Raw genomic sequence first — 25,611 nt, 5'->3', positions numbered from 1 at the left:
CGGGGTGAGAGGAGGATGCGGCGATGACCAAGCTCTCGCAGACCGCCGTCGGCGTGTGGGCGCCCGGCCTCGCATACTTCCGCGCGGGTGCCGGTGCGCCGCTGCTGTACCTGCCCGGGCTGTCGGGGGACCCCGGCACGCCGACCGGGCTCGACCTCGCGCTGCAACTGCGCCTGCTCGGCTCGGCGGCCCCCGGTCGGGAGGTGATCTGGCTGAACCGGCCGGCCGAGCTCACCCCGCCGACGACGGTCGCGCGGATCGCCGCCGACTACGCCACCGTCATCCGCGACCAACTCGCCGCCCCGCTGGACGTCATGGGTGTCTCGACCGGCGGCAGCATCGCGCTGCAGCTCGCCATGGATCATCCCGAGCTCGTGCGGCGGCTGGTCGTCGTCTCCGCCGCGCACCGGCTGAGCGACGAGGGCCGGCGGGTGCAGCGCGAGGTGGCGGATGCCGTGCGGGCAGGGCGGCCACGCCGCGCGGGTGCCGTGGGAGTGGCGGCGATGGCCGCGACCCGTGCGGGGTCGATCGTGCTCGGCGCCGGCGGCTGGCTGCTGGGGCGCCGCACCTTCGGTCATGCCGGTGCCGACGTGCTGGCCGTACTCGGCGCCGAGGACGAGTTCGATGTGGCGCAGCGCCTCGACGAGGTCGCCGCGCGCACGCTCGTGGTCGGCGCGGAGCGGGACCGGTACTACTCGCCGCAGCTGTTCCGGCAGACCGCCGACGGCATCCCGGATGCCCGGCTGGTGCTGTACCCGCGCATCGGCCACATGGGGACGATCCTGCACCGGCGCTTCGGGCGCGATGTGGCGGCGTTTCTGGGGGAGTGACCGGCGGGGATGCCGACGTCGCAGGTCTGCGCGAGAGTGGATGCCATGGAGATCGAGTTCGAGTCGGTCGTGTTCCGCTGGGCGGCGCGTCCCGAGGCATGGCTGTTCGCCGACGTGCCGGAGGAACTGAGCGAGGACATCAGCGAACTCACGGCGCCGTTCGCGCGGGGGTTCGGGTCGGTGCGCGTGGAGGCGACCGTGGGCGAGACGACGTGGCGCACCTCGATCTTCCCGAGTTCGTCGGGGCGGTACTGGCTGCCTCTGAAGCGCGCCGTGCGGGAAGCCGAAGGCCTCGTGGAGGACGGGCCGGTCACCGCCCGGCTGCGGCTGCTCGATGTGTGAGGGAGCGCGATCGATCTCTGAGGTGTGCCGGCGGCACCGCGTGGACTGTCCGCACCGCGTGGACTGTCCGCGACGCATGGGCGGTCCGCGCCGCAGCGGGGCGACCGGCGCGGAACTCTAGAACGGTGGCGGAGTGAACGTTGCGGCGGCGGCGAGGGCGGTGAATTCGAGGACGCGTCGGGGGATGTCGGGGTAGACGCGGCCGGTGGGGCTGGTCCACTCCAGGATGCCGTGGGCTTTCTGGATCACGGTCCAGGCGGTGGCGTGCTTCATCGGGTGATGCCTGGTGCACAGATTCGCGAGGTTGCACAGCGCCGTCGGCCCACCGTGGGCGGCGTCGTGGGTGTGATCGTGGTCGCAGTGGCGGGCTGGTCTTCGGCATCCGATGAATCGGCAGTGCTCGTCGCGGGCGTCGAGATGTCGTCGCTGCGCGGCACTCGGCCGGTAGGTGTCGACCAGTTGCACGGCTCCGGTGGTGGGGGAGACGAAGATCCGTTCCCAGAGTTCGGCGGTCGCCGCGAGCCGACGGGCGGTGTCGGGGTCGATGGGCCCGTACCCGACCAACTCGGCGGGTGAGGTGCCGGTGCCGGTGAGGGTGTCGAGGGGGATGATGACCTGCACCTGCGCGGTGATCGCCCCACCGTCGGCAACGGCGCCGGTCTTGGCGGGCGCGGTGGCGCAGCCGGTGAGCAGCAGGTCGGTGAGGACGTCCGCGCGGACCTGATCGGTGGTGCGGGTATCGGTCGCGACGACGGGTGCCGGATCGGCGTCGACGGTGGCGTCCACGTTGGCATTGGCGCCCGGGTCGGCATCGCCGGGCGCATCGCCGGCATCATCGCCGTCCGGGTCACCTGCGCCGGCATCCCCGCGCCCCGCCGCCGCCACTTCCGCGGCGACCTTGCGCCGCGCGGTGGTGATCTCCCGCGCGTACTCGGTCAGCCGGTCCCGGATCGCGTACGCGAGCACCGCCGGCAGCACCGCCGCCAACTCGGCCATCCCGTCGTCGAGGTCACGCACCCACACCCGCCGCTGCGCGGTGGCATCGGCGTGCCGTTCCTCCAACGGGACCGGGTGGAGTTTCTGCGCGATCATCGCCACGATCGGCCGCGCCCGCCCCGGGGTCTCCCGCTCGCACACCACCAGCGCGGCCTGCTCGAACCGGGCCCGCGCCTCGGGGTCGTCGATCCGCGCCCCGGCATCCTGGATCAGCCGCACATGCCCCATGTCGATGCGCCCGGCCCGCAGCGCGGCGACGGTCGCGGCGAACCCGGTGACCAGCACGCTCGCGTCGTGCAGCCGGTCCTGCATCACCCGATCCGACCGCTGCAGCACGGCACCCACCTCCGCGGCGATCGCGCGCAGCGGCATCTCCCGCTCCCGACCCTCGGACGACGGCACCCGGGCGGTCTGCTCCGCCGCGATCGCATCCATCCGCGCCAGCGCGTGCAGCACATCCGCCTCCGCAGCCGCCACCCGACGCCGCGCGGCGGCGAGGTCGGACAGCACCGCACCCGGCGACCGGGTGTCGCTGCGGGTGGTGACCGGGGAGCTGTTCATACCCCCAAGTCTGCCGACCCCCACCGACATTGAGTGGCCGGAAACCCCCGGCCAAGCCCGCATTCCCGAGAATCTGTGGATAACTCGCCGAAACGCCCATCGGGGGAGTAAGCGGTGCCGTGGTCGCGCGCCCGACGCGTGCGAGGCACCCTCTCGACAACGGCAAGGCGCCTCGACAAACTGAACCCGATCACGCAACCCGACGGCCGCGCCGGCCGTCCCGGCGGAGGGAACACCCATGCATCAGCGCGAGCCCGAACCCTCGATCAGAGCGGCGCAGGCGGCCCTCCGGAGCACACTCCCCTTCGCGGACACCGCCGATCTCGCCGCAGCGGATCGCGGTTTCCTGGGGACCTTGGACGACCCGAAGATCCTCGGGCGTGACGGAGAGGTCGTCTGGGATGCCTCCGCATACGATTTCCTCGACGGCGATGCGCCCGACTCGGTGAACCCCAGCCTGTGGCGGCAATCGAAGCTCGTCGCGAAGCACGGCCTCTACGAGGTCGTCCCGGGCCTGTACCAGGTGCGCGGACTCGATCTGTCGGTGATGTCGATCATCGAGGGCGACACCGGAGTGATCGTGGTGGATCCGTTGATCTCCGCCGAGACCGCCGCTGCCGCCTTCGGGCTGTATCGGAAGCACCGCGGCGACCGGCCGATCCACGCGGTCATCCACACGCACAGTCACATCGACCACTTCGGCGGCGTGCTCGGCATCGTCACACAGAGCGACCTCGACGAAAGGCGCGTCCAGATCATCGCGCCCGAGGGGTTCCTGGAGCACTCGGTCGCCGAGAACGTCTACGCGGGCACTGCCATGGCGCGCCGTGCCGGATACATGTACGGCGCGGCTCTGGAGCGCGGTCCGCGCGGAGCGGTCGGAGCGGGTCTCGGCCAGACCACCTCCACGGGGGAGGTGGCGATCCTCACGCCGACGCTGGAGGTGACGGCGACCGGTGAGACCCACACGATCGACGGCGTCGAGATCGAGTTCCAGATGGCGCCGGGCACCGAAGCGCCATCGGAGATGCATTTCTACCTGGCCCGATACAAGGCGTTGTGCATGGCGGAGAACGCCACGCACACCCAGCACAATCTGCTGACCCTGCGCGGCGCCGTCGTTCGGGATCCGCACGTGTGGTCGCAGTACCTCACCGAGGCGATCGAGCGCTTCGGCGACGAGGCGCAGGTCGTGTTCGCGTCGCACCATTGGCCGACCTGGGGTAACGACGAGATCCGCGCGTTCCTCGGCATTCAGCGTGATCTGTACGGCTACCTCCACGATCAGACCCTGCGCCTGCTCAACCAGGGCTACACCGGCGCGGAGATCGCCGAGATGTTCCAGATGCCGCCGGCGCTCGAGGCATCGTGGAGCACCCGCGGGTACTACGGCTCGGTCAGCCACAACGTGAAGGCGATCTACCAGCGCTACATGGGATGGTTCGACGGCAACCCGGCCCGGCTGTGGCCGCACCCGCCCCAGCCCCTCGCCGAACGCTATGTCGCCGCGATCGGCGGGGTGGATCGCGTCGTCGAACTCGCGCAGGAGGCCTTCGACGCGGGCGATTACCGCTGGGCGGCGACACTGCTGGATCACGCCGTCTTCACCGACTCCGGCCATGCCGCCGCGCGCGCCCTCTATGCCGACACCCTCGAGCAGTTGGCATACGGAGCCGAGAACGGCACGTGGCGCAACTTCTTCCTCTCCGGCGCCACGGAGTTGCGTGAGGGCACCTTCGGCACGCCGACGGTCAGCAACGCGCCCCTGATCCTCGCGCAGCTCACGCCCGAGCAACTCTTCGATGCCCTCGCCATCCGTGTCGACGGTCCGAAGGCGTGGGATTTGGACCTCGCATTCGACATCACGCTCACCGACCTCGGCCGCAGCTTCCACCTCGCTCTGCGCAACGGTGTGCTGGTCTACGTCGAGAGGCAGCCGGATGCCGGCACGCCCCTTCAGCTCGTGCTCTCGAAGACGCGGCTGGTGCGACTCGCCGGTGGTGATCTCCAGTCCGAGGGCATCGAGTCCACCGGCGACACGAGCGTGCTGTCCCGCCTTCTCAGTGTCCTGGATCAGGACAATCCGGACTTCGAGATCGTCAACCCGTAGCCCGCCCGCACCCGCCCACGTCACCGCACAACGACCTCGATCCGCAGGATGCGGTCGTCGCCGTCACGCGGCGCGGTGCCGCCCCAGGTCGCCCGATCGGTGTTGGACGTGACGACCCACAGCGCACCGTCCGGCGCCACCTCCACCGTGCGGATACGACCGAACGTGCCGGACAGGTGCTCGATGGGCTCGCCCGTCGCCGCGCCGCCGTCGACGGGCAGCTGCCACAGTCGCTGACCGCCCAGCGCGCCGATCCACAGCGATCCGCCCGCGTAGGCGACCCCGGAAGGGCTGGCGTCATCGGGGTGCAGCGTCGCGATCGGCGCCTCGCCGGTCGAACCCGCGATGCCCTCGGTCTCGGGCCAGCCGTAGTCGGCGCCCGGCCGCAGCACGTTCACCTCGTCCCAGGTGCGGTGGCCGAGCTCCGACGCGTACGCGGTGCCATCGGGCCCGAACGCGATGCCCTGCACGTTGCGGTGTCCGCTGGAGTAGATGGCCGTCGCTGCAGGATTGCCGGACGGGATCGACCCGTCCAGCGCGATGCGCAGGATCTTGCCGTTCAGCGACGCGTCGTCGGCGGCGTTGCCCGGCTCGAACGCATCGCCCGTGCCGATCCAGAGGTGACCGTCCGGTCCGATCGCCAGTCGGCCGCCGTGATGGCGATCGGCGGTCTGGATGCCGTCGACCAGCACGCGGTCGATGGTGAGCGATCGATGATCATCCGCGATGCGCAGCGCGACGATGCGGTTCTCGTCGGCGCCCGACACCGACGCGAACACCGTGCGCTCCTCCGCGAAGTCGGGCGATGCCACGATGCCCAGGAGTCCGCCTTCGGACGTCGCCTGCACACCCGGTACGACTCCGACGATCTCGGCCGCGCCGCCATTCGACGGGATGCGCAGGATGCGGCCGGAGATCCGCTCCGACACGAGTGCCGAGCCGTCGGGAAGGAAGGTGAGTCCCCACGGCGCCTCGAGCCCGGTGACGAGCTCCGTCGGCACCCCGAGGGTCGCCGGGGAGGAAGGCGCCGAAGGCGCCGCGGGCGCCGGCGACGAGGAGGCGACCGGTGTGTCCGGGGTTTCGCGCCCGGCCGGCGCCGTGCATCCGCTCAGCGCGAAGAGGCCCGTCACGGCGACGACCGCGACGACCCCCTCAAGGTTCAGACGGCGGCCCTGCCGGCGGGGCGATCGCATGGCATCCATGATCCACCCGCCCTCACGCCGCGCCGCCGTTGGCGTACAGCACCTGGCCGTTGATCCACCGGCCGGGACCGGCGAGGAACGCCACGGTCTCGGCGATGTCCTCCGGCGTCCCGAGGCGCTGCATCGGATTTCCCGACGCGATCTGCTGCACCAGTTCGGGACTCTTCCCCTCGAAGAACAGGGGAGTGGCGGTCGGTCCCGGCGCGATGGCGTTGACGGTGATGTCCCTGCCGCGCAGCTCGCGCGCGAGGATGAGCGTCATTGCTTCGACGGCGCCTTTGGATGCCGCATACGCGCCGTATCCGGGCAGCTGCAGCCGCGTCACCGACGTCGACAGGTTGATGATCGCGCCGCCGTCGCGCACCCGCTGGGCGGCGAGCCGGTCGGTCACGAACGTCCCGCGCACATTGGTGTGCATGACGCGGTCGAAGGTCTCCAGATCGGTCTGCGCGACGGGGGAGAGCGGCATGATGCCCGCCGTGTGCACCACCACGTCGACGCCGCCGAACGCGTGCGCCGCGGCGTCGAAGACGGCCGCCATCTCCTCCTCGTCGGCCACATCTGCGCCGGCGACGATCGCGCGGCCACCGGCATCCGTCACCTCGTCCGCCAGGGCCCGGGCGCGCTCCGCGTTGCCGCCGTAGTGCACGACCACGGCGACCCCGTCCTGGGTCAGCCGGCGCACCACGGCCGCTCCGATGCCACCCGAGGCGCCCGTCACGATCGCGACCCGGTCTTCGATGTCCGCCATGGCGGCTCCCTTCGATATGGACAAGTTGTCCACGTGGTACGGTACAGGTAAATGTACTTGTCGTCCATAACTGTGGAGGATCGATGTCCGAGACGACGCCCCCGCGCCGCGGTCGCGGCCGACGCCCGGCCGCCGAGGTGCGCGCCGCCGTGCTCGAGGCGGCCGGTCGCATCCTGCTGCACGACGGCCTGCCCGCCGTGACGTTCGACCGCGTGGCGACCGAGGCCGGGGCGAGCAAGATGACGCTCTACAAGTGGTGGCCCTCGCCCGGCGCTCTCGCGGCCGAGGCGTACTTCGCCCAGAGCGCGCGCACGCTGGACTTCCCCGACACCGGCGACCTGCGCGCCGACCTCGTCGCGCAGCTCGGCGCGTTCGTGCGCTGGCTCACCCGCGAGGGCGCGGCCGGGCCGGTCTCGCAGCTCGTCGGGGCCGCCCAGCTCGACCCGAACCTCGCCCTGGCGTGGTCCGAGACCTACGCTCTGCCCCGCCGCGAGCTGGCGCGCACGCGCCTGGCCGAGGCCCAGCGCCAGGGCCAGCTGCGCCCGGATGCCGACCTCGACATCATCGTCGACCAGCTCTGGGGCGCGTGCTACCACCGCATGCTCGTGCTGCAGGTGCCGCTCGACGACGAGATCGTGGCGCGCCTGGTCGACCACGCCCTGTACGGGGCAGCACCGCGCGACGCCTGAGCCGGTTCAGGCAGACGGCTCCCCGAACCACCGTTCCATCGCGTCGCGCAGGCCGGCGTCGTCGTCACCGGCCCACGCCACGTAGCCGTCGGGGCGCAGCAGCACGCCCGCGGCATCCATCTCGTCGGTCGCCACCACGCGGTCGACGCGATCGTCCCATCCTGCGTTCGACAGCTGCCCCGACCGGTCGAGCAGCAGCCCGCGACCGGCGTGCATGAGGGCGTACAGCCGCCCCTCGGGGAGCGCCATGTCTCGCAGCCGACGCCCGACGAGATCGGGACCCGGCCCGAGGTCGTACCGGATGCCGATTCCGGTGATCTTCTCGATGAGGTACCGGTTCACCCCGTCGAGGTCCATCAGCTCGGCCATGAGCCGCCGCACCGCCTGCGGTCCCGGCGCGGTCGACTGCAGCTCGCTCTGCACGCGCGTGGTGTTGAGCACGTCATCGGCGACCGGCCGCCGCTCGGCCTCGTAGGTGTCGAGCAGCCCCGGCGGTGCCCACCCCGCGATCTCGGCCGCCAGCTTCCACCCGAGATTCACGGCGTCCTGGATGCCGAGGTTGAGCCCCTGCCCGCCCTGCGGCGGATGCACGTGCGCGGCGTCGCCGGCCAGCAGCACGTGCCCCGCCCGGTAACGGTCGGCGAGGCGTGTGGCGTTGGTGAAGCGCGACAGCCAGCGCGGGGAGTGCGCGCCGAAGTCGGTGCCGGCGTGCGCGCGCAGCTGCGCGGTGAACTCCTCGAACGCGGGCGGCTCGGTGCGGTGCTCGGTGACGGATGCCGCCGGCACGACGGCGCGGAAGAATCCGTCGCCGGAGGGGCCGACACCGAAGCCACGCTGGGTCTGCCGCACCCGCGTGACGACGGCGGCGACCTCGTCGGGGGAAGCGGTGAGCTCGACCTCGCCCAGCAGCCACTCCGCCGTCGCCGCCTCACCGGGGAAGCCGATGCACGCCAGCGTGCGCACCGTGCTGCGACCGCCGTCGCACCCCACGACGTACCGGGCGCGCAGGTCGGTGCCGTCACTCAGCTGTACGGTGACGCCCTCGGCATCCTGCTCGAGTCCGGTCGCCTCGGTCGCGCGCCTGATGCGAGCGCCGAGGGCGAGGGCGTGTGCGGTGAGGACACTCTCGGTGACCGGCTGCGGGATGCCGAGCACGTAGCCGTGCGCGGTGTCGAGGTCATCGGGCCAGGGCTTGTCGATGCCGCCGAAGAACCCGCCCACCCGGTACTGCGTGCCGTGCGCGAGCATCTCGTCGAGCAGACCGCGCTGGTCGAGGATCTCGATGCTGCGCACGTGCAGCCCCAGCGCCCGCACCTGCCCATGCGGCTGCGCCTCCCGCTCGATGACGAGCACGTCCACGCCGTGGAGGCGCAGCTCGGCGGCGAGCATCATGCCCGCCGGCCCCGCTCCGATGATGATGACGTCGATCATGGAACCCCCGTTCGGCAGCGCCCCGCGCCGCGACCGCCCATCCTGCCCCGCGACGGGGGGCTTGCCGCAAGCCCCGGGTCGGCCGATATCCTGGACATGGCAGGGAGAGGTCCCTGCCATCGTGTTTTCCGGCGCTGCGTTCAGTGCAGGTCGACGTGCCCGGCGCGGATGCCCCACAGCACCGCCTGCAGCCGGTCGCGGGCCCCCGTCTTCTGCAGCAGCTGCGCCACGTGGTACTTGACCGTCGTCGGCTCGATGAACAGCCGGGTCGCGATCTCGGCGTTCGAGAGTCCCTCGGCCAGCAGCGCGAGCACCTCGCCCTCCCGCTCGGTGAGCGCGACCTCGCCGGCCGCGCCCCGGTCGGTGACGGCGGCCGATGCCCGTCGCGCCGTGAACTCGCGCAGGATGCGCCGCGTGAGGCGCTGATCGAGGGTGCCGTCGCCGGCCGCGACCGACCGGATGGCGGCGAGCAGGGTGGCCTCGTCGGCGCCCTTCAGGAGGAATCCTGCCGCGCCCGCCTCGAGGGAGGCGAAGACGTCTTCGTCGATGTCGAACGTCGTGAGCATGAGGACCTCGCTCGACAGCGCCGGGTCGGCGGCGATCGCCCGGGTGGCCTGGATGCCGTCGGTGCCGGGCATGCGGATGTCCATGCACACGACGTCGGGACGCAGCTGCCGCGCCAGACGCACGGCCTCGGCGCCGTCTGCGGCCTCGCCGACGATCTCGATGTCATCCTCGGCTCCGAGGATGACCGAGAGGCCGGCCCGCACGATCGTCTGGTCGTCGACCAGCAGCACCCGGATCATCCGTCCACCGCCTCGGTGGCCGACACCGGCACGAGCGGGACCGTCAGCCGGTTGCGCCACCCGCCGTCGCTCGTGGGTCCCGTGGTCAGGTCCCCGCCGACGAGGCCGGCGCGCTCGGCCATGCCCGCCAGGCCGTACGCGTCACCGGGCAGACGTCGCGCCGAGTCGCCGCCGACCGCGACCGCCGCAGGTGGACCGTTGTGCACCTCGATCGTCACGGCATCCGCGCCGAACGCGACCGTCACCTCGCACGCCGCGCCCGGGGCGTGCCGGGCCGCGTTCGCGAGGGATTCCTGCACCATGCGGTACGCCGCGGTCTCGGCGAGCACGCCGGCCCGGCGCTCGTCGCCGCGCACGGTGACCTCGACCTGCTGGCCGCGGGCACGGGCCTGTTCGGCGAGCGTGGGGATCCGCCCGATCGCCGGCTGCGGGGTCGGTGCGCCGCCGGCGTCGTGGTCGTCGTCCTCGCGCAGCAACCCCACCGTGCGCCGCAGGTCGGCGAGGGCCGTGCGCGCGTCGTCCTGCACCGCGCGCATCATCTGCCGCGCCCGCTGCGGTTCGGTCTCGGCGAGGGCGGACGCGGCCTGCGCGCTCACGATGATGCCGGTGAGGTGGTGTCCGGCGATGTCGTGCAGCTCACGGGCCAGCCCCACCCGCTCGGCCTGCCGCTCTCGCGCCGCACGCTCCACGCGTTCCCGTTCGAGCAGGTCGGCACGCTCCTCGAGCGCCCGCGCGAGCCGCTGCCGGCCGCCGACGTAATCGGCAGCGGCCGCGGGCGCGACGTAGAGCAGCGCGAGTCTGGCGACGCAGACCACGAGCACCGTGAGGACGGGCAGGGGCGCGGATGCCGCGAGCATCGCGACCGTGCCGACGATCGCGGTCGCGCCCGCCGCCGCGAGGAGCCACACCACGGCGGCGCGCACGCCCCGGTGCCGCGTCAGCGTGTAGCCGCCGATCATCACCGCGAGCGCTCCGATGCCGAGCTGACCGTCGCTCGTGCCGAGCAGCACGAGGTCGAGGGCGACGACGGCGGTGAAGACAGCCGCCGGCATCCGCCCGCGCCACAGCAGGGCAACGGCCTGCGCCGTGACGAGGGCCGCCTGCCACAGGGTGGGCAGGGCGGCGTCCGAGGGTTCGTCGAGGGCGCCGGCCAGATCGGCGCCCACGTACCCGGCGGCCACGGCGGCGACCACGAGCGGCGGGAGGACGAGAGACCACGCGCCGCCGGGTCTCGGGTCGGGCGCGGGCGAGGCGGGGGCCGGCATGGACAGAGTCAACCACGCCCGGTGCCCAGGCGCGGGCACCGGGCGTGGTCGGGCGGGTCAGTCGTCGCACAGCGTCTCGTCCAGCGCGTCGATGACGACCTGGTACTGCTGCAGCAGGGTCTCCTCGTCGGCCTGGTCGACCAGGGCCCAGGGGAGGGCGGTGACCGCGATCGTGACGGCGGTGCCGTCGGACGCGACCGCATTGCGGGTCTGCGTGCCGGGGATATCGCCGCCGTGACCCCAGGCGAGGCCGCCGCAGTCGAGCTCGTAGCTCTGCACCCCGAGGCCGTACGCGGTGTCGGCGTGGAACGGGTCGGGAGCGGGCACGGTGGACTGCAGGAGCGCCAGGCTCTCGTCGTCGATCAGCTCGCCGCCGAACAGCGCCTGCATGAAGGTGTTCAGCTCGCTCGGGGTGGAGACGAGGGAGCCGGCTGCCCACCCGAACGACGGGTCCATGTCGGTGATCTCCCGGAGCTCTCCCGGCACGTCGGCGTGGTACCCCTCGGGGTGCTCGCCGCGCAACTGCCGCTCGCCGGGAGTGGGAAGGTAGGTGTGCTCGAGCCCGAGCGGCTCGGCGATGCGCTGGTCGATCTGGTCGGCGAGCGCACGCTGGGTGACCTGCTCGATCACGAGACCGAGCACGTGGTAGTTGGTGTTGCTGTACGCCCAGCGCTCGCCGGGGGCGAAGTCGGCAGGCATGGTCAGCGCGAGGTCGAGCAGGTCGCGCGGGGAGATGTAGCGCTCCTGGGCGCCGAACGCGTCGGCGGCCACCTGATCGGCGGTCTCGGGCAGGCCCGAGGTGTGCTGCAGCAGGTCGCGCACCGTGATGGTGGTCCCGTCGATGCCGTCGCCGGCGACCAGACCCGGCAGGTAGGTGTCCACCGGCTCGTCGAGGGCGATCGCGCCCTCCTGCACGAGTTGCAGGACGATCGTCGCGACGGCCATCTTCGTGTTGCTGCCCACGCGCACCTCGCCGTCGGTGGGCGGGGCGGTGCCGGAGCCGAGCTCGCCCTCGCCGACGGCGACATCGGTGCGGGTGCCGTCGGGAGCGGTGACGGATGCCAGCACGCCCGGGTACCCGGCGGTCACGAGCTCCTGCATGCGGGACTCCAGCACGTCGCGGTACGCGGCGTCGGCGTCCGCGTCGGCGTCGCCGCGCGCCGAGATGCCGAAGGTCACGGCGCCCGCCACGAGCAGGGCGGCGCCGCCGGCGGCCAGCGCGATGCGCGTGCGGCGGCGGGGGGAGACGGTGTTCGGTGTCTGGTTCGTGTTCATGTCCCCAGCCTTCGCGGGCGGCGGGCTTCGCGCCCCGGCCGCCGGGCCAGCCCGCCCTGGCCGGACGGCCAGTCCCGGGTACCGTGGCGGGGAGGGGACGGAGGGTCCATGGAATCGTCGGTCGCTCTCACCCTGCCGTTCGCAGGGCGCTGGCTCGTGCAGAACAGTCCCGCCCGCCGCGTGCCGAGCCACGGCGTCGACGTGCTCGGTCAGCGCTACGCCATCGACTTCGTCGGCGTCGACGACGGGGGACGCACCGGGACCACGCGGGATTGGCGCACGGTGCTGGCCACCGAACCGCCCGAGCGCTTCGTCGCGTTCGGACGCGCGCTCGTCGCGCCGGTCGACGGCACCGTCGTGGCGGTGCACGACGGCGAGCCCGACCACGAGGCGCGACGCTCGCCGTTCGCGCTGCTGGGCTACGCGGCCGGGCAGGCCGGGCGCCTGCGGCAGGGCATCGGCGCGGTGGCCGGCAACCACGTGATCGTCCGGGATGCAGCCAGCGGCATGTTCGTCGCCCTCGTGCACCTGCGCGCCGGGTCGCTGCGCGTGCGCCCGGGCGACGAGGTGACGGTGGGGAGCCCGCTCGGCGAGTGCGGCAACTCCGGCAACTCGACCCAGCCGCACGTGCACGTGCAGGCGATGGACAGCGTCGACCTGGCCGTCGCGCGCGGGGTGCCGATCGTGTTCACGCGGTACCGGCAGTGGGGGCCGCAGCGGGGCAGCGAACGCGAGGTGGCCACGGGCATCCCCGACGAGGGGGCCATCGTGGGGCCTCTGACCTGAGGATGCCGCGGTCAGCGGCTACAGCAGGCCCACCCGGGTCAGCTCCCACCGCAGTACCGGAGCGATGTGCTCGGCGAACGCGACGGTCAGATGCGTCTGGTCGTACTTGGTCGGCCGCGTCCCCGCGAACGCCGGGCACACCCCGTCGACGCAGCTGAACGGCAGCGAGCTCACGGCGTGATCGCCCGACGCGGCGGCGTTCGCGGCCGTCGCCGCCGCCATCTGCTGCCACGTGGCATCCACGCCCGCCAGGCACGCCGCCGGACCGGTGAGGGGGGAGTAGCAGCGGGCCAGATCGGCGCCCGAGGGCGGCGGGGCGAGATACGCGATGCGACCGGGCACGCCGTACGTCGCGGCCTCGGCAGCGGCCGCCGCGGCGAGCTCGTTCGCCGACAGGTCGCGGTCGTCGATGGTGTGGCCCAGCGTGTACGCGTTCGCGACGACGACGGACTGCGGGGCGTCGGCGGTGAGCATCGCGCGCACGTCGAGCTTGCGCTGCGCGCATTCGGCCATGACCTCGACGTCGGGGTTGTAGACGAGCACGTCGGTGAAGCGGCATCCGTACATGCCCACCGTCGTCACCCGCAGCGCGCCGGCGCTGTCCTCAGCCATCTTCTTGAAGGCGGGCGCGTACGCCATCGCGGTGGAGTCCCCGACGAGGTAGAGGTGGGTCGCGGCGTCGGCGGCACCCCAGCTGCACCGTGTCGCGTCGATCGGGATGCCGGGGGTGAAGCACGTGCGCGCGGCGTTGTCGGCCGATGACGTGGCGATGACGTCGTCGATCGAGGGGGAGAGCCGGGGCCAGCTCGTGGCGCTCGCCGCGGCGGCGAGCTCGGCCTGCAGCGCCGGCAGCGGGTCGGCGGGCGCGGCCGCGTCGTCCTGCGCCGGCGCCGCGATGCCGGGGACGTCGAGCACCGGGCCGCCGTAGGTGTTCTGCACGGTGAGGACGACCAGTCCCGCTGCGATCACGAGGCCGAGGCTTGCGAACAGCATCTGCCCGCCGAACCGTGCCCGCCATGCCGCCCAGCTGTGGTCGGTGCGCGGTGCCGGGTCCGCGACGGCGGGGACGGGCGGCGCGGTTTGCCGCGGCGGGGGAGCGATGCCGGCGGGCTGGGGGACGAGCGGTGCGGATGCCGCGGTGCTGCCGCGCGGCGCGAGCGGAGCCGGAGCGGAGGGAGCCGGAGCGGGACGCGACCCGGGGAAGTAGCGGGTCCCCGGCACCCATCCGGCGGGCCGCTGGGCGACCGTGTGGCCACTCGACGCCGACCGCATTGCGACGGACGGCGCGGCGGGAGCGGATGCCACCGGTACCGGTACCGCCGCTGCGACAGCATCGACGACCTGGGTCGGCCGCGCGTCATCGGCATCCATCCCGGCCGCCGTCGTCGCCTCCGCAGCCCTCGCGCGCTCCCGCGTCGCCCGGCGCAGGAGCGGCGAGCGGTGCAGCGGCTGCTCGACGACCCAGTACGACGCGAGGGTCAGCGCCACCATCGACCCCACCACGATCGCCGTCGCGACCGGGCCGTCGTCGGGGAGCAGCACGGCGGCGAACACCAGCACCGGCAGGTGCCAGAGGTACAGCGAGTACGACACGTCGCCGACGAACACCGCGGCGGGATTGGTCACGGGGTACAGGTGGCGCGCCCGCGGGTCGCCGCCCACACCGCCCGCGATGACGAGGGCCGTGGCCAGCACGGGCAGGGCGGCGCCGGGGCCCGGGAACGCGGTGGCATCCGGGTCGACGGTCAGGAACGCCCACACCACGCCGGCGAGCCCCACCCATCCGAGCAGTGCGCCGATCACGCGGGGGATGCGGGCGAGAAGCGGCATCGCGGCGGCCAGCAGCGCGCCCACCCCCAGTTCCCACGCGCGGGTCGCCGTGGAGAAGTACGCGGTCGTCGGTGCGGCGGTGCTCTGGATCAGCGCCCACCCGAAGGAGGCCACGACGACGACCGCGGCCAGCGCCCCCACCACGAGAGCCCCGCGGCTGCGTCGCCGCTCCGAGGGCAGGCACAGCACCGCGATCAGCAGCAGGACCGGCCACACCAGGTAGAACTGCTCCTCGACCGACAGCGACCAGAAGTGCTGCAGCACGGAGGGGGACGAGGCGAAGTAGTCCGCGCCCTCCGCCACGAAGCGCCAGTTCACGAGCGACACGAGCGCGGCGAGCGCATCACCGAGGGTCTGCTCGGCGCGGGGGCGGTTGAACACCACGAACCCCACCAGCGTCACCGTCACGAGCACCACGAGCGCCGCCGGCAGGATGCGGCGCACCCGCCGTACCAGGAAGCCGCGGAGCCGGATGCGTCCCGTCCGTGCGATCTCGCGCAGCAGCACCGCGGTGATGAGGAAGCCCGAGATGACGAAGAAGACGTCCACCCCGACGAAGCCGCCGCGCGGCCAGGCCAGGGCGTGATCGAGCACGACGGCGATGACGGCGAGCGCGCGCAACCCCTGGATGTCGCGACGGACGGGGGTGGGGGTGGGGGGTGTGCTCACGGGTCTCACAGGGGGGACGAATCGTTCCGAGTGTAGGGCCCCGTGGCGAGCTCGCGTTTTCACCCCTGGAGGAACTGCACCCCCGCCTGGCGGAAGTCCCGGGATCCGGGGGCGGTGATGTGGTCGCGCCCCGGGATCTCCACGAACATTCCCTGTGGCGCGACCGCGGCCAGCCGCCGCGACTGCTCGAGGATGGGATCGTCCTGACCGGTGGCGAACAGCACCGGCTGCCGGGGAGGGGATGCCGGGTCGGGGTCGCTCTCGCCGAGTCGCATGCCCTCCGCGAGCGACATCAGCGCCCGCAGGTCGTTCGTTGACACCCGCTCGGCGAGCGACACGTAACGGCGGGTGACGGCATCCTCCACCGCACGCCCCTCGTCGAGGTACGCCCGCACCTGGTCGATCTGCATGCGCGCGAGCGGACGTCCGTCGGGGATGCCGCCCAGCACTGCCCGCTCGATGCGCGCCGGCACATCCACCGCGGCCTGCCAGCCCACCCGGCCGCCCAGCGAGTAGCCGAGGTACCCGACGGTGTCCAGCAGATACGTGTCGAGCACGTTCACGAGGTCATCCACGAGGTTCGTCATCTCGTACGCCTCGGGCCGGTGCGGCTTGTCGCTGGCTCCGTGGCCGCGCTGGTCGACAGCGAGCACCCGCAGCCCGCCGCGCAGCAGGTCGCGCACCCACCCGGTGTTCACCCAGTTGTCGCGCGTGCTCGACCCGAACCCGTGCACGCACAGCACCGTGGGCGCCGCATCGTCGCCCCACGTGTAGGTCGCGATGCGGTCGCCGTCGGCGGTCATGATGAACTGCGGCGGCGGCATGGTGGTCAGTGCGGTGAGCGCGTCATCCATGCCCCGATCCTCTCGCATCGCCTGCGGTCGGGCACCGGGGGAGCGGGAGCCGCCGGTACAGTGACCGGATGCCGCGCCCCGCCCGCCGTCGCCTCGCCGCCGCCGTCGTGCTCGCGGCGACCATCGCCTCGGGCCTTGCCGTGCACCGGTGGGCACCGGACGGCGCGGCATCCGACATCGCCGGCGACGTGCTCTACGCGCTCGCCGCCTATGCCGGGCTCGTGCTGCTGTTCCCGCGCCCGCGGCCGTGGGTGGTGGGTGTCGCGGCGGCGGCCTGGTGCGTCGCGGTGGAGCTGTTCCAGCTGACGGGTGTGCCCGAGCGCATCGGGGCGGCCTTCCCGCCCGCGATGCTGCTGCTCGGCACCGTCTTCGACCCGCGCGACCTGCTGGCCTACCTCGCGGCCATCGCCGTGGCCACGGCGCTGGACACCGCGTTCGTGGCGGCCCGGCGCCGGGCCAGGTCGCGGCGGCCGGTCGCATGATCCCGGGCTCGGGCGACGCGGCAGCCCCGGGCGACGTGGGATCCTGAAGTCCTACGAAGGAGTCACCCATGCAGCATCGTCCCCTCGGCCGCACCGGCCGCGCCGTCTCGGCCATCGGCCTCGGCACCTGGCAGCTCGGCGCCGACTGGGGCGCGGTCGACGAAGCCGACGCGCGCGCCGTTCTCGCGGCATCCGTCGAGCAGGGCGTCACCCTGTTCGACACCGCCGACGTCTACGGCGACGGTCGCAGCGAGACGATCATCGGCGGGTTCCTCGCCGATTGTCCCGGTCATGGCATCACGGTCGCGACGAAGATGGGGCGGCGCATGGCGCAGGAGCCCGCCAACTACTCGCCCGAGAACTTCCGTGCCTGGACCGACCGGTCGCGCCGGAACCTCGGCGTGGACACCCTCGACCTCGTGCAGCTGCACTGCCCGCCCACCGAGGTGATCGAGGCCGATGCCACCTACGACGCCCTCGACGCGCTCGTGGCCGACGGCACGATCGGCGCCTACGGGGTGTCGGTGGAGACGTGCGCGCAGGCGCTCGCGGCCATCGCCCGCCCGCACGTGACGAACGTGCAGATCATCGTGAACCCGTTTCGCCTGAAGCCGCTCGACGAGGTGCTGCCTGCTGCGGCCGAGGCCGGTGTCGCGATCTTCGCGCGCGTGCCGTTGGCGTCGGGGCTGCTGAGCGGCAAGTACACCGCGACGACGACGTTCGCCGGGGACGACCACCGGTCGTTCAACCGGCACGGCGAGGCGTTCGACCGCGGCGAGACGTTCTCCGGTGTCGATTACGAGACGGGCCTCGCCGCCGCGGCGCAGCTCGCCGCCGCGCTTCCGGAGGGGGTCTCGCTGCCGGCGGCCTCGCTGGCGTGGGGCGCGTCGCGCCGGGGCGTGACGGCCGTGATCCCGGGCGCGCGCACCGTGGCGCAGGCGACGGGCAACGCGCAGGCGGCGGCGCTGCTCGAACCCGGCAGCGGGTTCGACGTGGAGGCGTTCGACACCGTCGTGCGCGATGTGTACGACCGGATGCTGCGCGCCGACATCCACCCGCTCTGGTGACCCCGCGGCGGGCGTTGCCCGGGGCGGGGTGCCTGGTGCGGCATCCTTCGGTGGTCGCAAATGACCCCGCGGTGGGCTCTGTTCGGGGCCTTTGCGGCGACTGAGCCGCGGGGTGGCGCTCGTCGAATGGCGGCGGCCGCGACCGCGGCCGCGGCATCCTTCGGTCGTCGCAAATGACCCCGCGGTGGGCTCTGTTCGGGCCCTTTGCGACGACTGAGCCCCCGGGGTGGCGTCGGTCGTGGTGGCGCGGCGTCCTTCGGTGGCCGCAAATGACCGCGCGGCGGGCTTGGGTCGGGCCCTTTGCGATGACTGAGCTCCGGGGCGGCGCCGGGTCGGGCCCTTTGCGCCGGCCGAACGCCGGGCGTCGCTCGTCGAGCGGACGCGGCCTCGCGGCATCCTTCGGTCGTCGCAAAGGTCCCGCATCCGGCGCGGTCGGGGTGGTTTGTGACGACTGAGCGCCGGGCTGCATCGGTCGCGGTGGCGGCGGCGCGGCGGCGCGGCGTCCTTCGGTTGTCGCAAATGCCCCCGCGGCGGGCTTGGGTCGGGCCCTTTGCGACGACCGAGCGGGGTGCGGCGTGCTTCGGTCGTCGCCAAAGGTCCCACGTCCGGCGCGGTCGGGGTGGTTTGTGACGACTGAGCGCGCGGGGCCGCACGGTGGGCTGAACGTCACGTGACGAGGGGAATTCGCGCGCCGTGCGCGACACGAGAACGGATGCCGCAGCGGCGGGCGGCGGCATCCGATGTTCCCGGGTCAACGCTTGACCTGGAGCGCGCTCCAGGTGGAAGCGTCGCCCTCATGGACATGACGACCTCTCGCCCTCACCCCGTGCTGGGCGCAATGGACTTCGGCACCCGCATCGACGCCGCACGCGCATTCGCGATCCTCGATCGCTTCGTCGCGCGCGGCGGCGTGTGGATCGACACCGCGAACTGCTACTCGTTCTGGAACGATCCGAGCGGGGTGGGCGGGGCGAGCGAGCGGGTGCTGGGGGCGTGGCTGCGCGCGAACCCCGGCATCCGTGATCACGTGAAGATCGCCACCAAGGTGCGGCAGAACCCGCTCGTGCCGCACGCGTGGCCCGAGAGCGCCGAAGGGCTGTCGGCGCAGGCGATCCGCGACGGCGTGGCGGGGAGCCTCGACCGGCTCGGCATCGACGACGTCGATCTGCTGTGGGCCCATGCCGAGGACCACGAGGTGGACCTCGCCGAGACCGTCGCGGCGTTCGGTGAGCTGGTGGCGCAGGGCATCGCCGGCCGGGTGGGAGCGGCGAACCATGCCGCGTGGCGCGTCGAGCGCGCGCGGCGCCTCGCCACCGATCTCGGGGTGGAGCCATGGTCGGCGCTGCAGCTGCGGCATTCGCTCGCGCAGCCACGGCCGGGCACCGTGGTCCCCGAGGCGGGCCACCGCATGCTCACCGCAGACGACCTCGCCCTCGCCCGCACCGAGCAGCTGACGGTGTGGTGCTATTCGCCGCTGCTGTTCGGCGCGTATTCCCGCGACGACCGGCCGTTCTCCGAGGCGTACGACCACCCCGGCACCGACCGTGTGCGCGCGGCGCTCGCCGACGTGGCCCGCGAGGTCGGCGCCACCGCGAACCAGGTCGTGCTGGCGTGGCTGATGCGTCAGGGCATCGCTCCGCTCACCGGCATGAGCCGACCCGCGTACGTCGACGAGGCGATGGATGCCACAGGCGTTGTGCTGTCGGATGACCACATGGCACGCTTCGAAGCGGCGAGATGAAGGCGGCATCCATGAGCACGCAGACCTATACCCCGGCCGCGGTGGTCGAACGCACCGGGCTGACGATCGACACGCTGCGCTACTACGAGCGCGAGGGCCTCGTCGGTCCCGTGCAGCGCGCCGCCGGTGGCGTGCGCGAGTACTCCGACGACGACCTGTTCTGGATCGGACTGGTCAGCTGCCTCCGCGACGCCGGACTCGGCATCGCCGACCTGCGGGAGTTCACGGTGCTGCTGCGGGGGAGTGGTCCGGCCGGCGACCGCGTCGCGTTCCTCCGGCGCCACCGCGCCGACCTCGAACAGCGCGCCGCGGCCATCGCCGCGGCGATCGGGGTGCTCGACGACAAGATCGCGCACTACTCCCGATCGTCGTGATCCCCGGCCCGCACTGAGCGGGCGCCGCGCAAACAGTGGCGCTCGGGCGCGCGCGTCCTCCATAGTGAGCATGTACGCGGTTCGTCGGCCGACACGCCCGAGTGTCGGAAGGACACGCCGCGTTACGTTTCGAGTAGCCCCCCGATATCCGCTCGAACGGAACCCGCGATGATCGCTCCTCTTACGGCACCCCCTGCGCGACGCGCAGCGGTGACCGTCGTCGCGCGCGCTCGGCGCCGGGTTCTGCCGACCGGATGCCGCACGACAGGCGTGACGCCTGCCCGGGGCACTCTCAACGTGAGCCGGCGAGCAGCGGTGGTCTGGGGTAGACCGCCTGCGCACCGGCATGAGGGGGACTGGGGAAGCGGACAATGGCGTCATGGTCACATGAGTCGGAACACGAAGACATGGAGCGGCTCTTCAGCCGCGGGGAGGCGCCGCCGTCGAGCGGGGCCACGGGACCGGTACCGTCTCCCGACGATGTGATCTGGCAGACGGTGCTCAACGGGAGCCCGGCGCCCGCCGTGCCCGGCGGCCGCCGCGAGGCCCGGATGCCCGCGACGCTGACCGTTCCGGCGACGGCACCCACGATGCTCCGCTCGCGCCGCCGTCAGCGCGCGAACGCAGAAGCTCTCGGCGAGCACCGGCCGGTGCCCATCGCGCCCGCGGAGCCGATCGAGGCCGTGCAGCCGACGCGGCGGAGCGAGCCGACCCCGTCGGCCGCGCCGACGCCGCCGGTCGCGCCGACCCCGCCGACCCTGCCGACCCCGACGGCCGTGCCGGCCGCGCCGGCCGCGCTCGTCGACCCGACATCCGCGGTCGGCCCGACACCGGTTGTCGACCCGACACCCGTCGTCGTGCCGCCCTCGCCTTCGCTGCAGGAGCAGACGCCCGCACCGGCCGCGACGCCACCCGCGACGACCGACAACGACGGCGCCCTCGCGGTGCTCGAGGCGTTCGCCGCGATGTCGCGCCCGAACGCGCCGGTGCATCTGGCCGCGGCATCCGCTCCGCCGCCCGCGGCGCCGATCGAGCCCGCGGCGCCCGACGCGGTCGAACCGCCGCTGCCCGACCCGGAACCTGACCCGGAGCCTGAGCCCCAACCCGAGCCCGAGGCGCAGACCCCGCAGGAGCGCGCCATGGCGCTGGCGGCCCGCCTGGGTCTGGCCTACGTCGACCTCACCGAGTTCGCCGTCGACCCGACGGTGGTCAGTCTCATCCCCGACCAGATGTGCCGCCGGCACATCGTGCTGCCGATCTCGCGGGTGGGCGACCGGCTGATGGTGGTGGTCTCCGACCCCGCGAACGTCGTCGTGCTCGACGACGTCGCCGCCGTCGTGCGCATGCCGATCGTGCCGGCCGTCGCCGAGCCCGAGGCGATCCTCGCGGCGATCGACCGCCACCACCGCATGGACTCCGAGATGGAGGAGCTGGCATCCGCGTTCGAGGGTGGCGCCGATGACGACGTCTGGGTGCAGGACGTCGGTGACGCCGCCGCCGCCGACGAGGGCCCGATCATCCGGTTCGTCAACGTGCTCATCAGCCAGGCAATCATCGACCGCGCCTCCGACATCCACATCGAGCCGGGCCGCGACGAACTGCGCGTGCGCTACCGCATCGACGGGGTGCTGGCCACGGTGCAGCGCGTGCCCCGCTCGATGATCCCCGGCGTGATCAGCCGGCTCAAGGTCATGGCCGAGCTCGACATCGGCGAGCGCCGCAAACCGCAGGACGGCCGCATCTCGGTCGTCCACTCGGGGCGCACCGTCGACCTGCGCGTCGCGACACTGCCTACGGTGTGGGGCGAGAAGGTCGTCGCCCGTGTGCTGGACTCGCCGGTGGCGAGCCTCAACCTCAGCGACCTCGGCATGCTCGAGCGCAACATGGGCGTCTTCCAGGCGAGCTTCTCCAAGCCGTACGGGATGATCCTGGTCACCGGCCCTACCGGCTCGGGCAAGTCCACGACCCTCTACACGACGCTCGCGACGATCTCGAAGCCCACCGTCAACGTCATCACGGTGGAGGACCCCGTCGAGTACCGGATGCCGGGCATCAACCAGGTGCAGGTGAACAGCAAGGCGGGGCTCACGTTCGCCGCGGCCCTGCGCTCGATCCTGCGGTCGGACCCCGACGTCATCCTCATCGGTGAGATCCGCGACGAGGAGACGGCCAAGATCGCCATCGAGTCGTCGCTGACCGGTCACCTCGTGCTCTCGACGCTGCACACCAACGACGCCCCGAGCTCGGTCACCCGCCTCATCGAGATGGGGGTGGAACCGTTCCTCGTGGGTTCGGCGCTGGACTCCGTGGTCGCGCAGCGACTGGCCCGGCGCCTCTGCGGCAAGTGCAAGGCCGAGTCGGTCGCGACCGCGACGGAGCTCGCGATCCTCGGCGTTCCCCTCGACCCCCGCGCCGGTCCGCCGCGCGTCTATCGCGCTGTGGGCTGCTCGCAGTGCTCCAAGACCGGGTATCGCGGCCGCATCGCGCTGCACGAGGTGATGGCGGTCGACGACGAGATCGAGCGGCTCGCGGTGGCCAACGCCCCGACCGCGCAGATCGCGGCGCACGCCGAGGCACAGGGCATGATGCGCCTGCGCATGGACGGCTGGTCCAAGGCGCTCTTGGGACACACGACGATCGACGAGATCCTGCGGGTCACCGTGTAGCGGCATCCCTTCCCCTCCCGACGACCACGACAGAAGGCAGAGACAGTGACGAACGACGACGGTTCGGTGTTCGCGATGGGGTCGCGCTTCGACGCGCTGGTGCGCGGCGAGGAGGCCGACCCCGAACTGCGGTCGTTCCTCGACGGTGTGCCGGGAGTCACCCTCCCCGGTGCCGCGGCGCCCGTGGCAGCGCCCGCGCCCGTGTTCGCCGCCGAGCCCGTGGCGGCGCCGACCCCGCCGCCGTACGTGGCGCCCGCGGCGCCCGTGGCATCGGCCCCCGAGCCGGCGCCCCTCACGGCCGCCACCGCGTCGTACTTCGACCCGCCCGCCGTCGACGTGCCCAGCACCCGCCGCGCCGCGCCCGCGTCGGCGTCGGCACCCGCCCCGGCACCCGCCCCGGCCGCCCCGGCGACGCGCTCGGCCGACGTCGAGCCGCTGCTGCACGCGCAGCACGCCTACGTCGACCCGGAGTTCGTGGCCGCCGTGCGCGCCGTGCTCGACCTCGGCGCGTCCGACCTGCACCTGGTCGCCGAATCCACGCCCGTCGTGCGCGTGGACGGCGAGCTGAAGTCGGTGGCCGGCTCGACCATCTGGGATGCCGCGCGCGTGCGCCGCGTCGTGGAGACCATCGTCTCGGACGAGCAGATGCGGGCGTTCGAGACGGCGCTCGAGCTCGACCTCGCTTACGCGGTGGGCGACATCGCCCGCTTCCGCGTGAACATCTTCCAGGACCAGCGCGGGCTCGGGGCGGCGCTGCGCCTCATCCCCACCCAGATCAAGTCGGTCGCCCAGCTCGGCCTTCCGCCCGAGCTCATCGACCTCGCGCGCCTGCCCCGCGGCCTCGTCCTCGTGTGCGGCCCGACCGGTTCCGGCAAGTCCACGACGCTCGCCGCGATCATCGACAAGGCCAACTCCTCGCGCGCCGCGCACATCGTCACGGTCGAGGACCCCATCGAGTTCCTGCACCACCACAAGCGCGGCATCATCAACCAGCGCGAGGTGGGGGCCGACACCCACAGCTTCTCCGAGGCGCTCAAGCACTCGCTGCGCCAGGACCCCGACATCATCCTCGTCGGCGAGATGCGCGACCTCGAGACCATCTCGACCGCGCTCACCGCCGCCGAGACCGGCCACCTCGTCTTCGCGACGCTGCACACCCAGGATGCCGGTCAGACCATCGACCGCATCATCGACGTGTATCCCGCGCACCAGCAGGCGCAGGTGCGCACGCAGCTGGCCGCGACGCTGCGTGCCGTCGTCGTGCAGACCCTCATCCGGCGCTCGAGCGGGCGGGGGCGTGCGGTGGCGACCGAGGTGATGTTCTCCACCCCCGCGATCCAGGCGCTCGTCCGGGCGGGCAAGACCCATCAGCTGCGCACCGCCATCCAGGCGGGCAACTCGATCGGCATGCACACGCTCGATCAGGACCTTGCCCGACTCGTGCTGTCGGGGCAGATCGAGCATTCGCAGGCGGTGGAGCTGGCCCAGGACGTCACCGAGTTCGAGCAGCTCGTGCGCAACCGCGGGCTCGCCTCCGCGCCCGCCGATTCCGTCGTGCCCGAGGGCACCCGCCAGGTCACCGGGGGTGCCTGAGATGGCGAAGACCACCAAGCCCGCCCAGTGGGCCTACAAGGGCCTCGATTCCACCGGCAAGCCCGCCAAGGGCGTGCTGGAGGCCTCCAGCGAGGCGCAGGCCATGCAGCAGCTCAAGGCGCGCGGGGTCATGCCCGACCGGCTCACCCAGAAGGGCGGGGGTACGGGGCTGCAGCAGGAGATCACGATCCCCGGCCTCGAGCGCAACCCGTCGCTGAAGGACCTCGCGCTCCTCACCCGCCAGCTGGCCACCATGGTCAACGCCGGCGTCTCGATCCTGCGGGCGCTGTCGATCGTGACGGCGCAGACCGACAACGCCGTGCTGCGGCGCACCCTGGGGGAGATCTCCGCGAAGGTGGAAGGCGGCACCGCGCTGTCGTCGGCGCTGGAGGAGTTCCCCCGCATCATCCCGCCGATCATGGTGCACCTGATCCGCGCCGGCGAGACCGGCGGCTTCCTCGACCGGTCGCTGCTGATGGTCGCCGACAACTTCGAGTCAGAGAACAAGCTGCGCAGCAAGGTGAAGTCGGCGCTGACCTACCCGGTGGTCGTGCTCATCATCGCCCTCGTGGCGGTCGCGGCCATGCTGATCTTCATCGTGCCGGTGTTCGACGCCATGTTCAGCGACCTCGGCAGCGAACTGCCCGCCGTCACCCAGCTGCTCGTGGACATGTCCAACGCCATGCCCATCGCCGGCCCCATCATCCTCGTCGTCGGCGTCGTGTTCGCGATCTGGTGGGGGCGCAACAAGAACACCGAGGCAGTGCGGCGCGTCGTCGACCCGCTCAAGCTCAAGGTGCCCGTCTTCGGTCAGCTGAACACCAAGATCGCGCTCACCCGCTTCACCCGCAACTTCGCCACCATGCTCGGCTCGGGCGTGCCCATTCTGCAGTCGCTGTCGATCGTGGGCGCCACGAGCGGCAACCACGTCATCACCTCGTCGCTGCAGGGCGTCATGGAGGGCGTGCGCCAGGGCCGCCCCATCGCGGAGTCGCTGGCGGAGGTCGACATCTTCCCCGAGATGCTGATCCAGATGGTCGGCATCGGCGAGGAGTCGGGCGCCATCGACACGATGCTCGAGAAGACCGCCGACTTCTACGACGACGAGGTCGAGACGATGAGTTCGCAACTGACGGCCATGCTCGAGCCGCTGATGATCGTGTTCATGGGCGGTCTGCTGGGCTTCATGATCCTCGCGCTGTACCTGCCGATGTTCATGGTGTTCCAGTCGATCCAGAACATGTAGGCAGGGTTCGCCGATTCGTTAGGTGAATTCAGGAAATTCTCAGTT

21 protein-coding genes are annotated in these 25,611 nt (G+C 72.4%); 12 read left to right on the top strand and 9 right to left on the bottom strand.

Annotation, left to right across the window (positions count from 1 at the left end; genetic code table 11):
• The first annotated feature begins 23 nt into the window (after positions 1 to 23).
• A complete protein-coding gene (locus ACFVR6_RS13130; protein WP_386963701.1) occupies positions 24 to 830 on the top strand; it encodes an alpha/beta fold hydrolase in 807 nt (268 codons plus the stop codon).
• A gap of 45 nt (positions 831 to 875) precedes the next feature.
• On the top strand, positions 876 to 1,172 hold the full coding sequence (locus tag ACFVR6_RS13125) for a DUF1905 domain-containing protein (protein ID WP_386963699.1): 297 nt from the start codon (positions 876 to 878) through the stop codon (positions 1,170 to 1,172).
• A gap of 117 nt (positions 1,173 to 1,289) precedes the next feature.
• Here the strand turns inward: ACFVR6_RS13125 and ACFVR6_RS13120 are convergent, their stop codons facing one another.
• Complete coding sequence (locus ACFVR6_RS13120; RefSeq protein ID WP_386963697.1) at positions 1,290 to 2,729, bottom strand: HNH endonuclease signature motif containing protein; 1,440 nt, start codon at positions 2,727 to 2,729, stop codon at positions 1,290 to 1,292.
• A 238-nt stretch (positions 2,730 to 2,967) separates the two neighbouring features.
• Between ACFVR6_RS13120 and ACFVR6_RS13115 the strand changes: the two genes are divergently transcribed.
• The gene (locus ACFVR6_RS13115) at positions 2,968 to 4,839 is read left to right on the top strand and encodes an alkyl/aryl-sulfatase (RefSeq protein WP_386963695.1); all 1,872 of its coding nucleotides are present in this window, start codon (positions 2,968 to 2,970) and stop codon (positions 4,837 to 4,839) included.
• A gap of 20 nt (positions 4,840 to 4,859) precedes the next feature.
• Here the strand turns inward: ACFVR6_RS13115 and ACFVR6_RS13110 are convergent, their stop codons facing one another.
• Together ACFVR6_RS13110 and ACFVR6_RS13105 are read right to left on the bottom strand one after the other, a co-directional pair.
• Positions 4,860 to 6,032, bottom strand: coding sequence for a PQQ-dependent sugar dehydrogenase (locus ACFVR6_RS13110; protein ID WP_386963693.1), 1,173 nt, complete (start codon positions 6,030 to 6,032; stop codon positions 4,860 to 4,862).
• Positions 6,033 to 6,054: 22 nt separating this feature from the next.
• A complete protein-coding gene (locus ACFVR6_RS13105; protein ID WP_386963691.1) occupies positions 6,055 to 6,792 on the bottom strand; it encodes an SDR family oxidoreductase in 738 nt (245 codons plus the stop codon).
• Between the two features lie 83 nt (positions 6,793 to 6,875).
• Here ACFVR6_RS13105 and ACFVR6_RS13100 point away from each other — a divergent pair, with 83 nt between their 5' ends.
• Positions 6,876 to 7,481, top strand: coding sequence for a TetR/AcrR family transcriptional regulator (locus ACFVR6_RS13100; protein WP_386963689.1), 606 nt, complete (start codon positions 6,876 to 6,878; stop codon positions 7,479 to 7,481).
• Positions 7,482 to 7,487: 6 nt separating this feature from the next.
• On the opposite strand, the gene rox is transcribed toward ACFVR6_RS13100, so the two are convergent.
• The 4 genes from rox to ACFVR6_RS13080 all read right to left on the bottom strand — a co-directional run bounded on the left by rox (position 7,488) and on the right by ACFVR6_RS13080 (position 12,258).
• Positions 7,488 to 8,912 carry a rifampin monooxygenase gene (gene rox, locus ACFVR6_RS13095; RefSeq protein WP_386963687.1) on the bottom strand — a complete coding sequence of 475 codons (1,425 nt, stop codon included), beginning with the start codon at positions 8,910 to 8,912 and terminating at the stop codon, positions 7,488 to 7,490.
• A 140-nt stretch (positions 8,913 to 9,052) separates the two neighbouring features.
• Positions 9,053 to 9,718, bottom strand: coding sequence for a response regulator (locus tag ACFVR6_RS13090; RefSeq protein WP_386963685.1), 666 nt, complete (start codon positions 9,716 to 9,718; stop codon positions 9,053 to 9,055).
• On the bottom strand, positions 9,715 to 10,983 hold the full coding sequence (locus tag ACFVR6_RS13085; RefSeq protein ID WP_386963683.1) for a sensor histidine kinase: 1,269 nt from the start codon (positions 10,981 to 10,983) through the stop codon (positions 9,715 to 9,717). The genes ACFVR6_RS13090 and ACFVR6_RS13085 overlap by 4 nt, the downstream gene beginning before the upstream one ends.
• A 57-nt stretch (positions 10,984 to 11,040) precedes the next feature.
• Positions 11,041 to 12,258, bottom strand: coding sequence for a serine hydrolase domain-containing protein (locus ACFVR6_RS13080; RefSeq protein ID WP_386963681.1), 1,218 nt, complete (start codon positions 12,256 to 12,258; stop codon positions 11,041 to 11,043).
• A gap of 108 nt (positions 12,259 to 12,366) precedes the next feature.
• Here ACFVR6_RS13080 and ACFVR6_RS13075 point away from each other — a divergent pair, with 108 nt between their 5' ends.
• Positions 12,367 to 13,044, top strand: coding sequence for a peptidoglycan DD-metalloendopeptidase family protein (locus tag ACFVR6_RS13075; protein ID WP_386963679.1), 678 nt, complete (start codon positions 12,367 to 12,369; stop codon positions 13,042 to 13,044).
• A gap of 18 nt (positions 13,045 to 13,062) precedes the next feature.
• Here the strand turns inward: ACFVR6_RS13075 and ACFVR6_RS13070 are convergent, their stop codons facing one another.
• Both ACFVR6_RS13070 and ACFVR6_RS13065 read right to left on the bottom strand, forming a co-directional pair.
• Positions 13,063 to 15,543, bottom strand: coding sequence for an acyltransferase family protein (locus tag ACFVR6_RS13070; protein ID WP_386963677.1), 2,481 nt, complete (start codon positions 15,541 to 15,543; stop codon positions 13,063 to 13,065).
• A gap of 59 nt (positions 15,544 to 15,602) precedes the next feature.
• Positions 15,603 to 16,397, bottom strand: a complete 795-nt coding sequence (locus ACFVR6_RS13065) for an alpha/beta fold hydrolase (RefSeq protein ID WP_386963675.1) — start codon at positions 16,395 to 16,397, stop codon at positions 15,603 to 15,605.
• A 68-nt stretch (positions 16,398 to 16,465) separates the two neighbouring features.
• Between ACFVR6_RS13065 and ACFVR6_RS13060 the strand changes: the two genes are divergently transcribed.
• From ACFVR6_RS13060 to ACFVR6_RS13030, 7 genes are all read left to right on the top strand, one after another.
• A complete protein-coding gene (locus tag ACFVR6_RS13060) occupies positions 16,466 to 16,879 on the top strand; it encodes a ribosomal maturation YjgA family protein (RefSeq protein WP_386963673.1) in 414 nt (137 codons plus the stop codon).
• 68 nt (positions 16,880 to 16,947) lie between these two features.
• Positions 16,948 to 17,946, top strand: coding sequence for an aldo/keto reductase (locus tag ACFVR6_RS13055; protein ID WP_386963671.1), 999 nt, complete (start codon positions 16,948 to 16,950; stop codon positions 17,944 to 17,946).
• A 796-nt stretch (positions 17,947 to 18,742) separates the two neighbouring features.
• A complete protein-coding gene (locus ACFVR6_RS13050) occupies positions 18,743 to 19,687 on the top strand; it encodes an aldo/keto reductase (RefSeq protein ID WP_386963669.1) in 945 nt (314 codons plus the stop codon).
• Positions 19,688 to 19,698: 11 nt separating this feature from the next.
• Entirely contained in the window at positions 19,699 to 20,061 is a 363-nt protein-coding gene (locus ACFVR6_RS13045) for a MerR family transcriptional regulator (RefSeq protein WP_386963667.1), read from the top strand.
• Between the two features lie 407 nt (positions 20,062 to 20,468).
• Positions 20,469 to 22,727 carry a GspE/PulE family protein gene (locus ACFVR6_RS13040; protein ID WP_386963665.1) on the top strand — a complete coding sequence of 753 codons (2,259 nt, stop codon included), beginning with the start codon at positions 20,469 to 20,471 and terminating at the stop codon, positions 22,725 to 22,727.
• 45 nt (positions 22,728 to 22,772) lie between these two features.
• A complete protein-coding gene (locus ACFVR6_RS13035; protein ID WP_386963663.1) occupies positions 22,773 to 24,320 on the top strand; it encodes a type IV pilus twitching motility protein PilT in 1,548 nt (515 codons plus the stop codon).
• A 1-nt stretch (position 24,321) separates the two neighbouring features.
• Entirely contained in the window at positions 24,322 to 25,566 is a 1,245-nt protein-coding gene (locus tag ACFVR6_RS13030; RefSeq protein ID WP_386963661.1) for a type II secretion system F family protein, read from the top strand.
• Positions 25,567 to 25,611: the final 45 nt, after the last annotated feature.

It is taken from the genome of Microbacterium sp. NPDC058021 (assembly GCF_042885955.1).
In the GTDB taxonomy this organism is placed as follows: domain Bacteria; phylum Actinomycetota; class Actinomycetes; order Actinomycetales; family Microbacteriaceae; genus Microbacterium.
The sequence above is the reverse complement of the archived record's forward strand: the minus strand, read 5'-3'. Positions and strand labels throughout refer to the sequence as shown.

What these genes read in the sequence shown, in the direction of transcription:
- ACFVR6_RS13075 (WP_386963679.1), top strand. Translation starts at nt 12,367, where the DNA reads ATGGAATCGTCGGTCGCTCTCACCCTGCCGTTCGCAGGGCGCTGGCTC.
- ACFVR6_RS13125 (WP_386963699.1), top strand. Translation starts at nt 876, where the DNA reads ATGGAGATCGAGTTCGAGTCGGTCGTGTTCCGCTGGGCGGCGCGTCCC.
- ACFVR6_RS13055 (WP_386963671.1), top strand. Translation starts at nt 16,948, where the DNA reads ATGCAGCATCGTCCCCTCGGCCGCACCGGCCGCGCCGTCTCGGCCATC.
- ACFVR6_RS13105 (WP_386963691.1), bottom strand. Translation starts at nt 6,792, where the DNA reads ATGGCGGACATCGAAGACCGGGTCGCGATCGTGACGGGCGCCTCGGGT.
- ACFVR6_RS13040 (WP_386963665.1), top strand. Translation starts at nt 20,469, where the DNA reads ATGGAGCGGCTCTTCAGCCGCGGGGAGGCGCCGCCGTCGAGCGGGGCC.
- ACFVR6_RS13130 (WP_386963701.1), top strand. Translation starts at nt 24, where the DNA reads ATGACCAAGCTCTCGCAGACCGCCGTCGGCGTGTGGGCGCCCGGCCTC.
- ACFVR6_RS13030 (WP_386963661.1), top strand. Translation starts at nt 24,322, where the DNA reads ATGGCGAAGACCACCAAGCCCGCCCAGTGGGCCTACAAGGGCCTCGAT.
- ACFVR6_RS13080 (WP_386963681.1), bottom strand. Translation starts at nt 12,258, where the DNA reads ATGAACACGAACCAGACACCGAACACCGTCTCCCCCCGCCGCCGCACG.
- ACFVR6_RS13110 (WP_386963693.1), bottom strand. Translation starts at nt 6,032, where the DNA reads ATGCGATCGCCCCGCCGGCAGGGCCGCCGTCTGAACCTTGAGGGGGTC.
- ACFVR6_RS13090 (WP_386963685.1), bottom strand. Translation starts at nt 9,718, where the DNA reads ATGATCCGGGTGCTGCTGGTCGACGACCAGACGATCGTGCGGGCCGGC.
- ACFVR6_RS13050 (WP_386963669.1), top strand. Translation starts at nt 18,743, where the DNA reads ATGGACATGACGACCTCTCGCCCTCACCCCGTGCTGGGCGCAATGGAC.
- ACFVR6_RS13115 (WP_386963695.1), top strand. Translation starts at nt 2,968, where the DNA reads ATGCATCAGCGCGAGCCCGAACCCTCGATCAGAGCGGCGCAGGCGGCC.
- ACFVR6_RS13120 (WP_386963697.1), bottom strand. Translation starts at nt 2,729, where the DNA reads ATGAACAGCTCCCCGGTCACCACCCGCAGCGACACCCGGTCGCCGGGT.
- ACFVR6_RS13060 (WP_386963673.1), top strand. Translation starts at nt 16,466, where the DNA reads ATGCCGCGCCCCGCCCGCCGTCGCCTCGCCGCCGCCGTCGTGCTCGCG.
- ACFVR6_RS13100 (WP_386963689.1), top strand. Translation starts at nt 6,876, where the DNA reads ATGTCCGAGACGACGCCCCCGCGCCGCGGTCGCGGCCGACGCCCGGCC.
- ACFVR6_RS13085 (WP_386963683.1), bottom strand. Translation starts at nt 10,983, where the DNA reads ATGCCGGCCCCCGCCTCGCCCGCGCCCGACCCGAGACCCGGCGGCGCG.
- ACFVR6_RS13045 (WP_386963667.1), top strand. Translation starts at nt 19,699, where the DNA reads ATGAGCACGCAGACCTATACCCCGGCCGCGGTGGTCGAACGCACCGGG.
- rox (WP_386963687.1), bottom strand. Translation starts at nt 8,912, where the DNA reads ATGATCGACGTCATCATCATCGGAGCGGGGCCGGCGGGCATGATGCTC.
- ACFVR6_RS13065 (WP_386963675.1), bottom strand. Translation starts at nt 16,397, where the DNA reads ATGGATGACGCGCTCACCGCACTGACCACCATGCCGCCGCCGCAGTTC.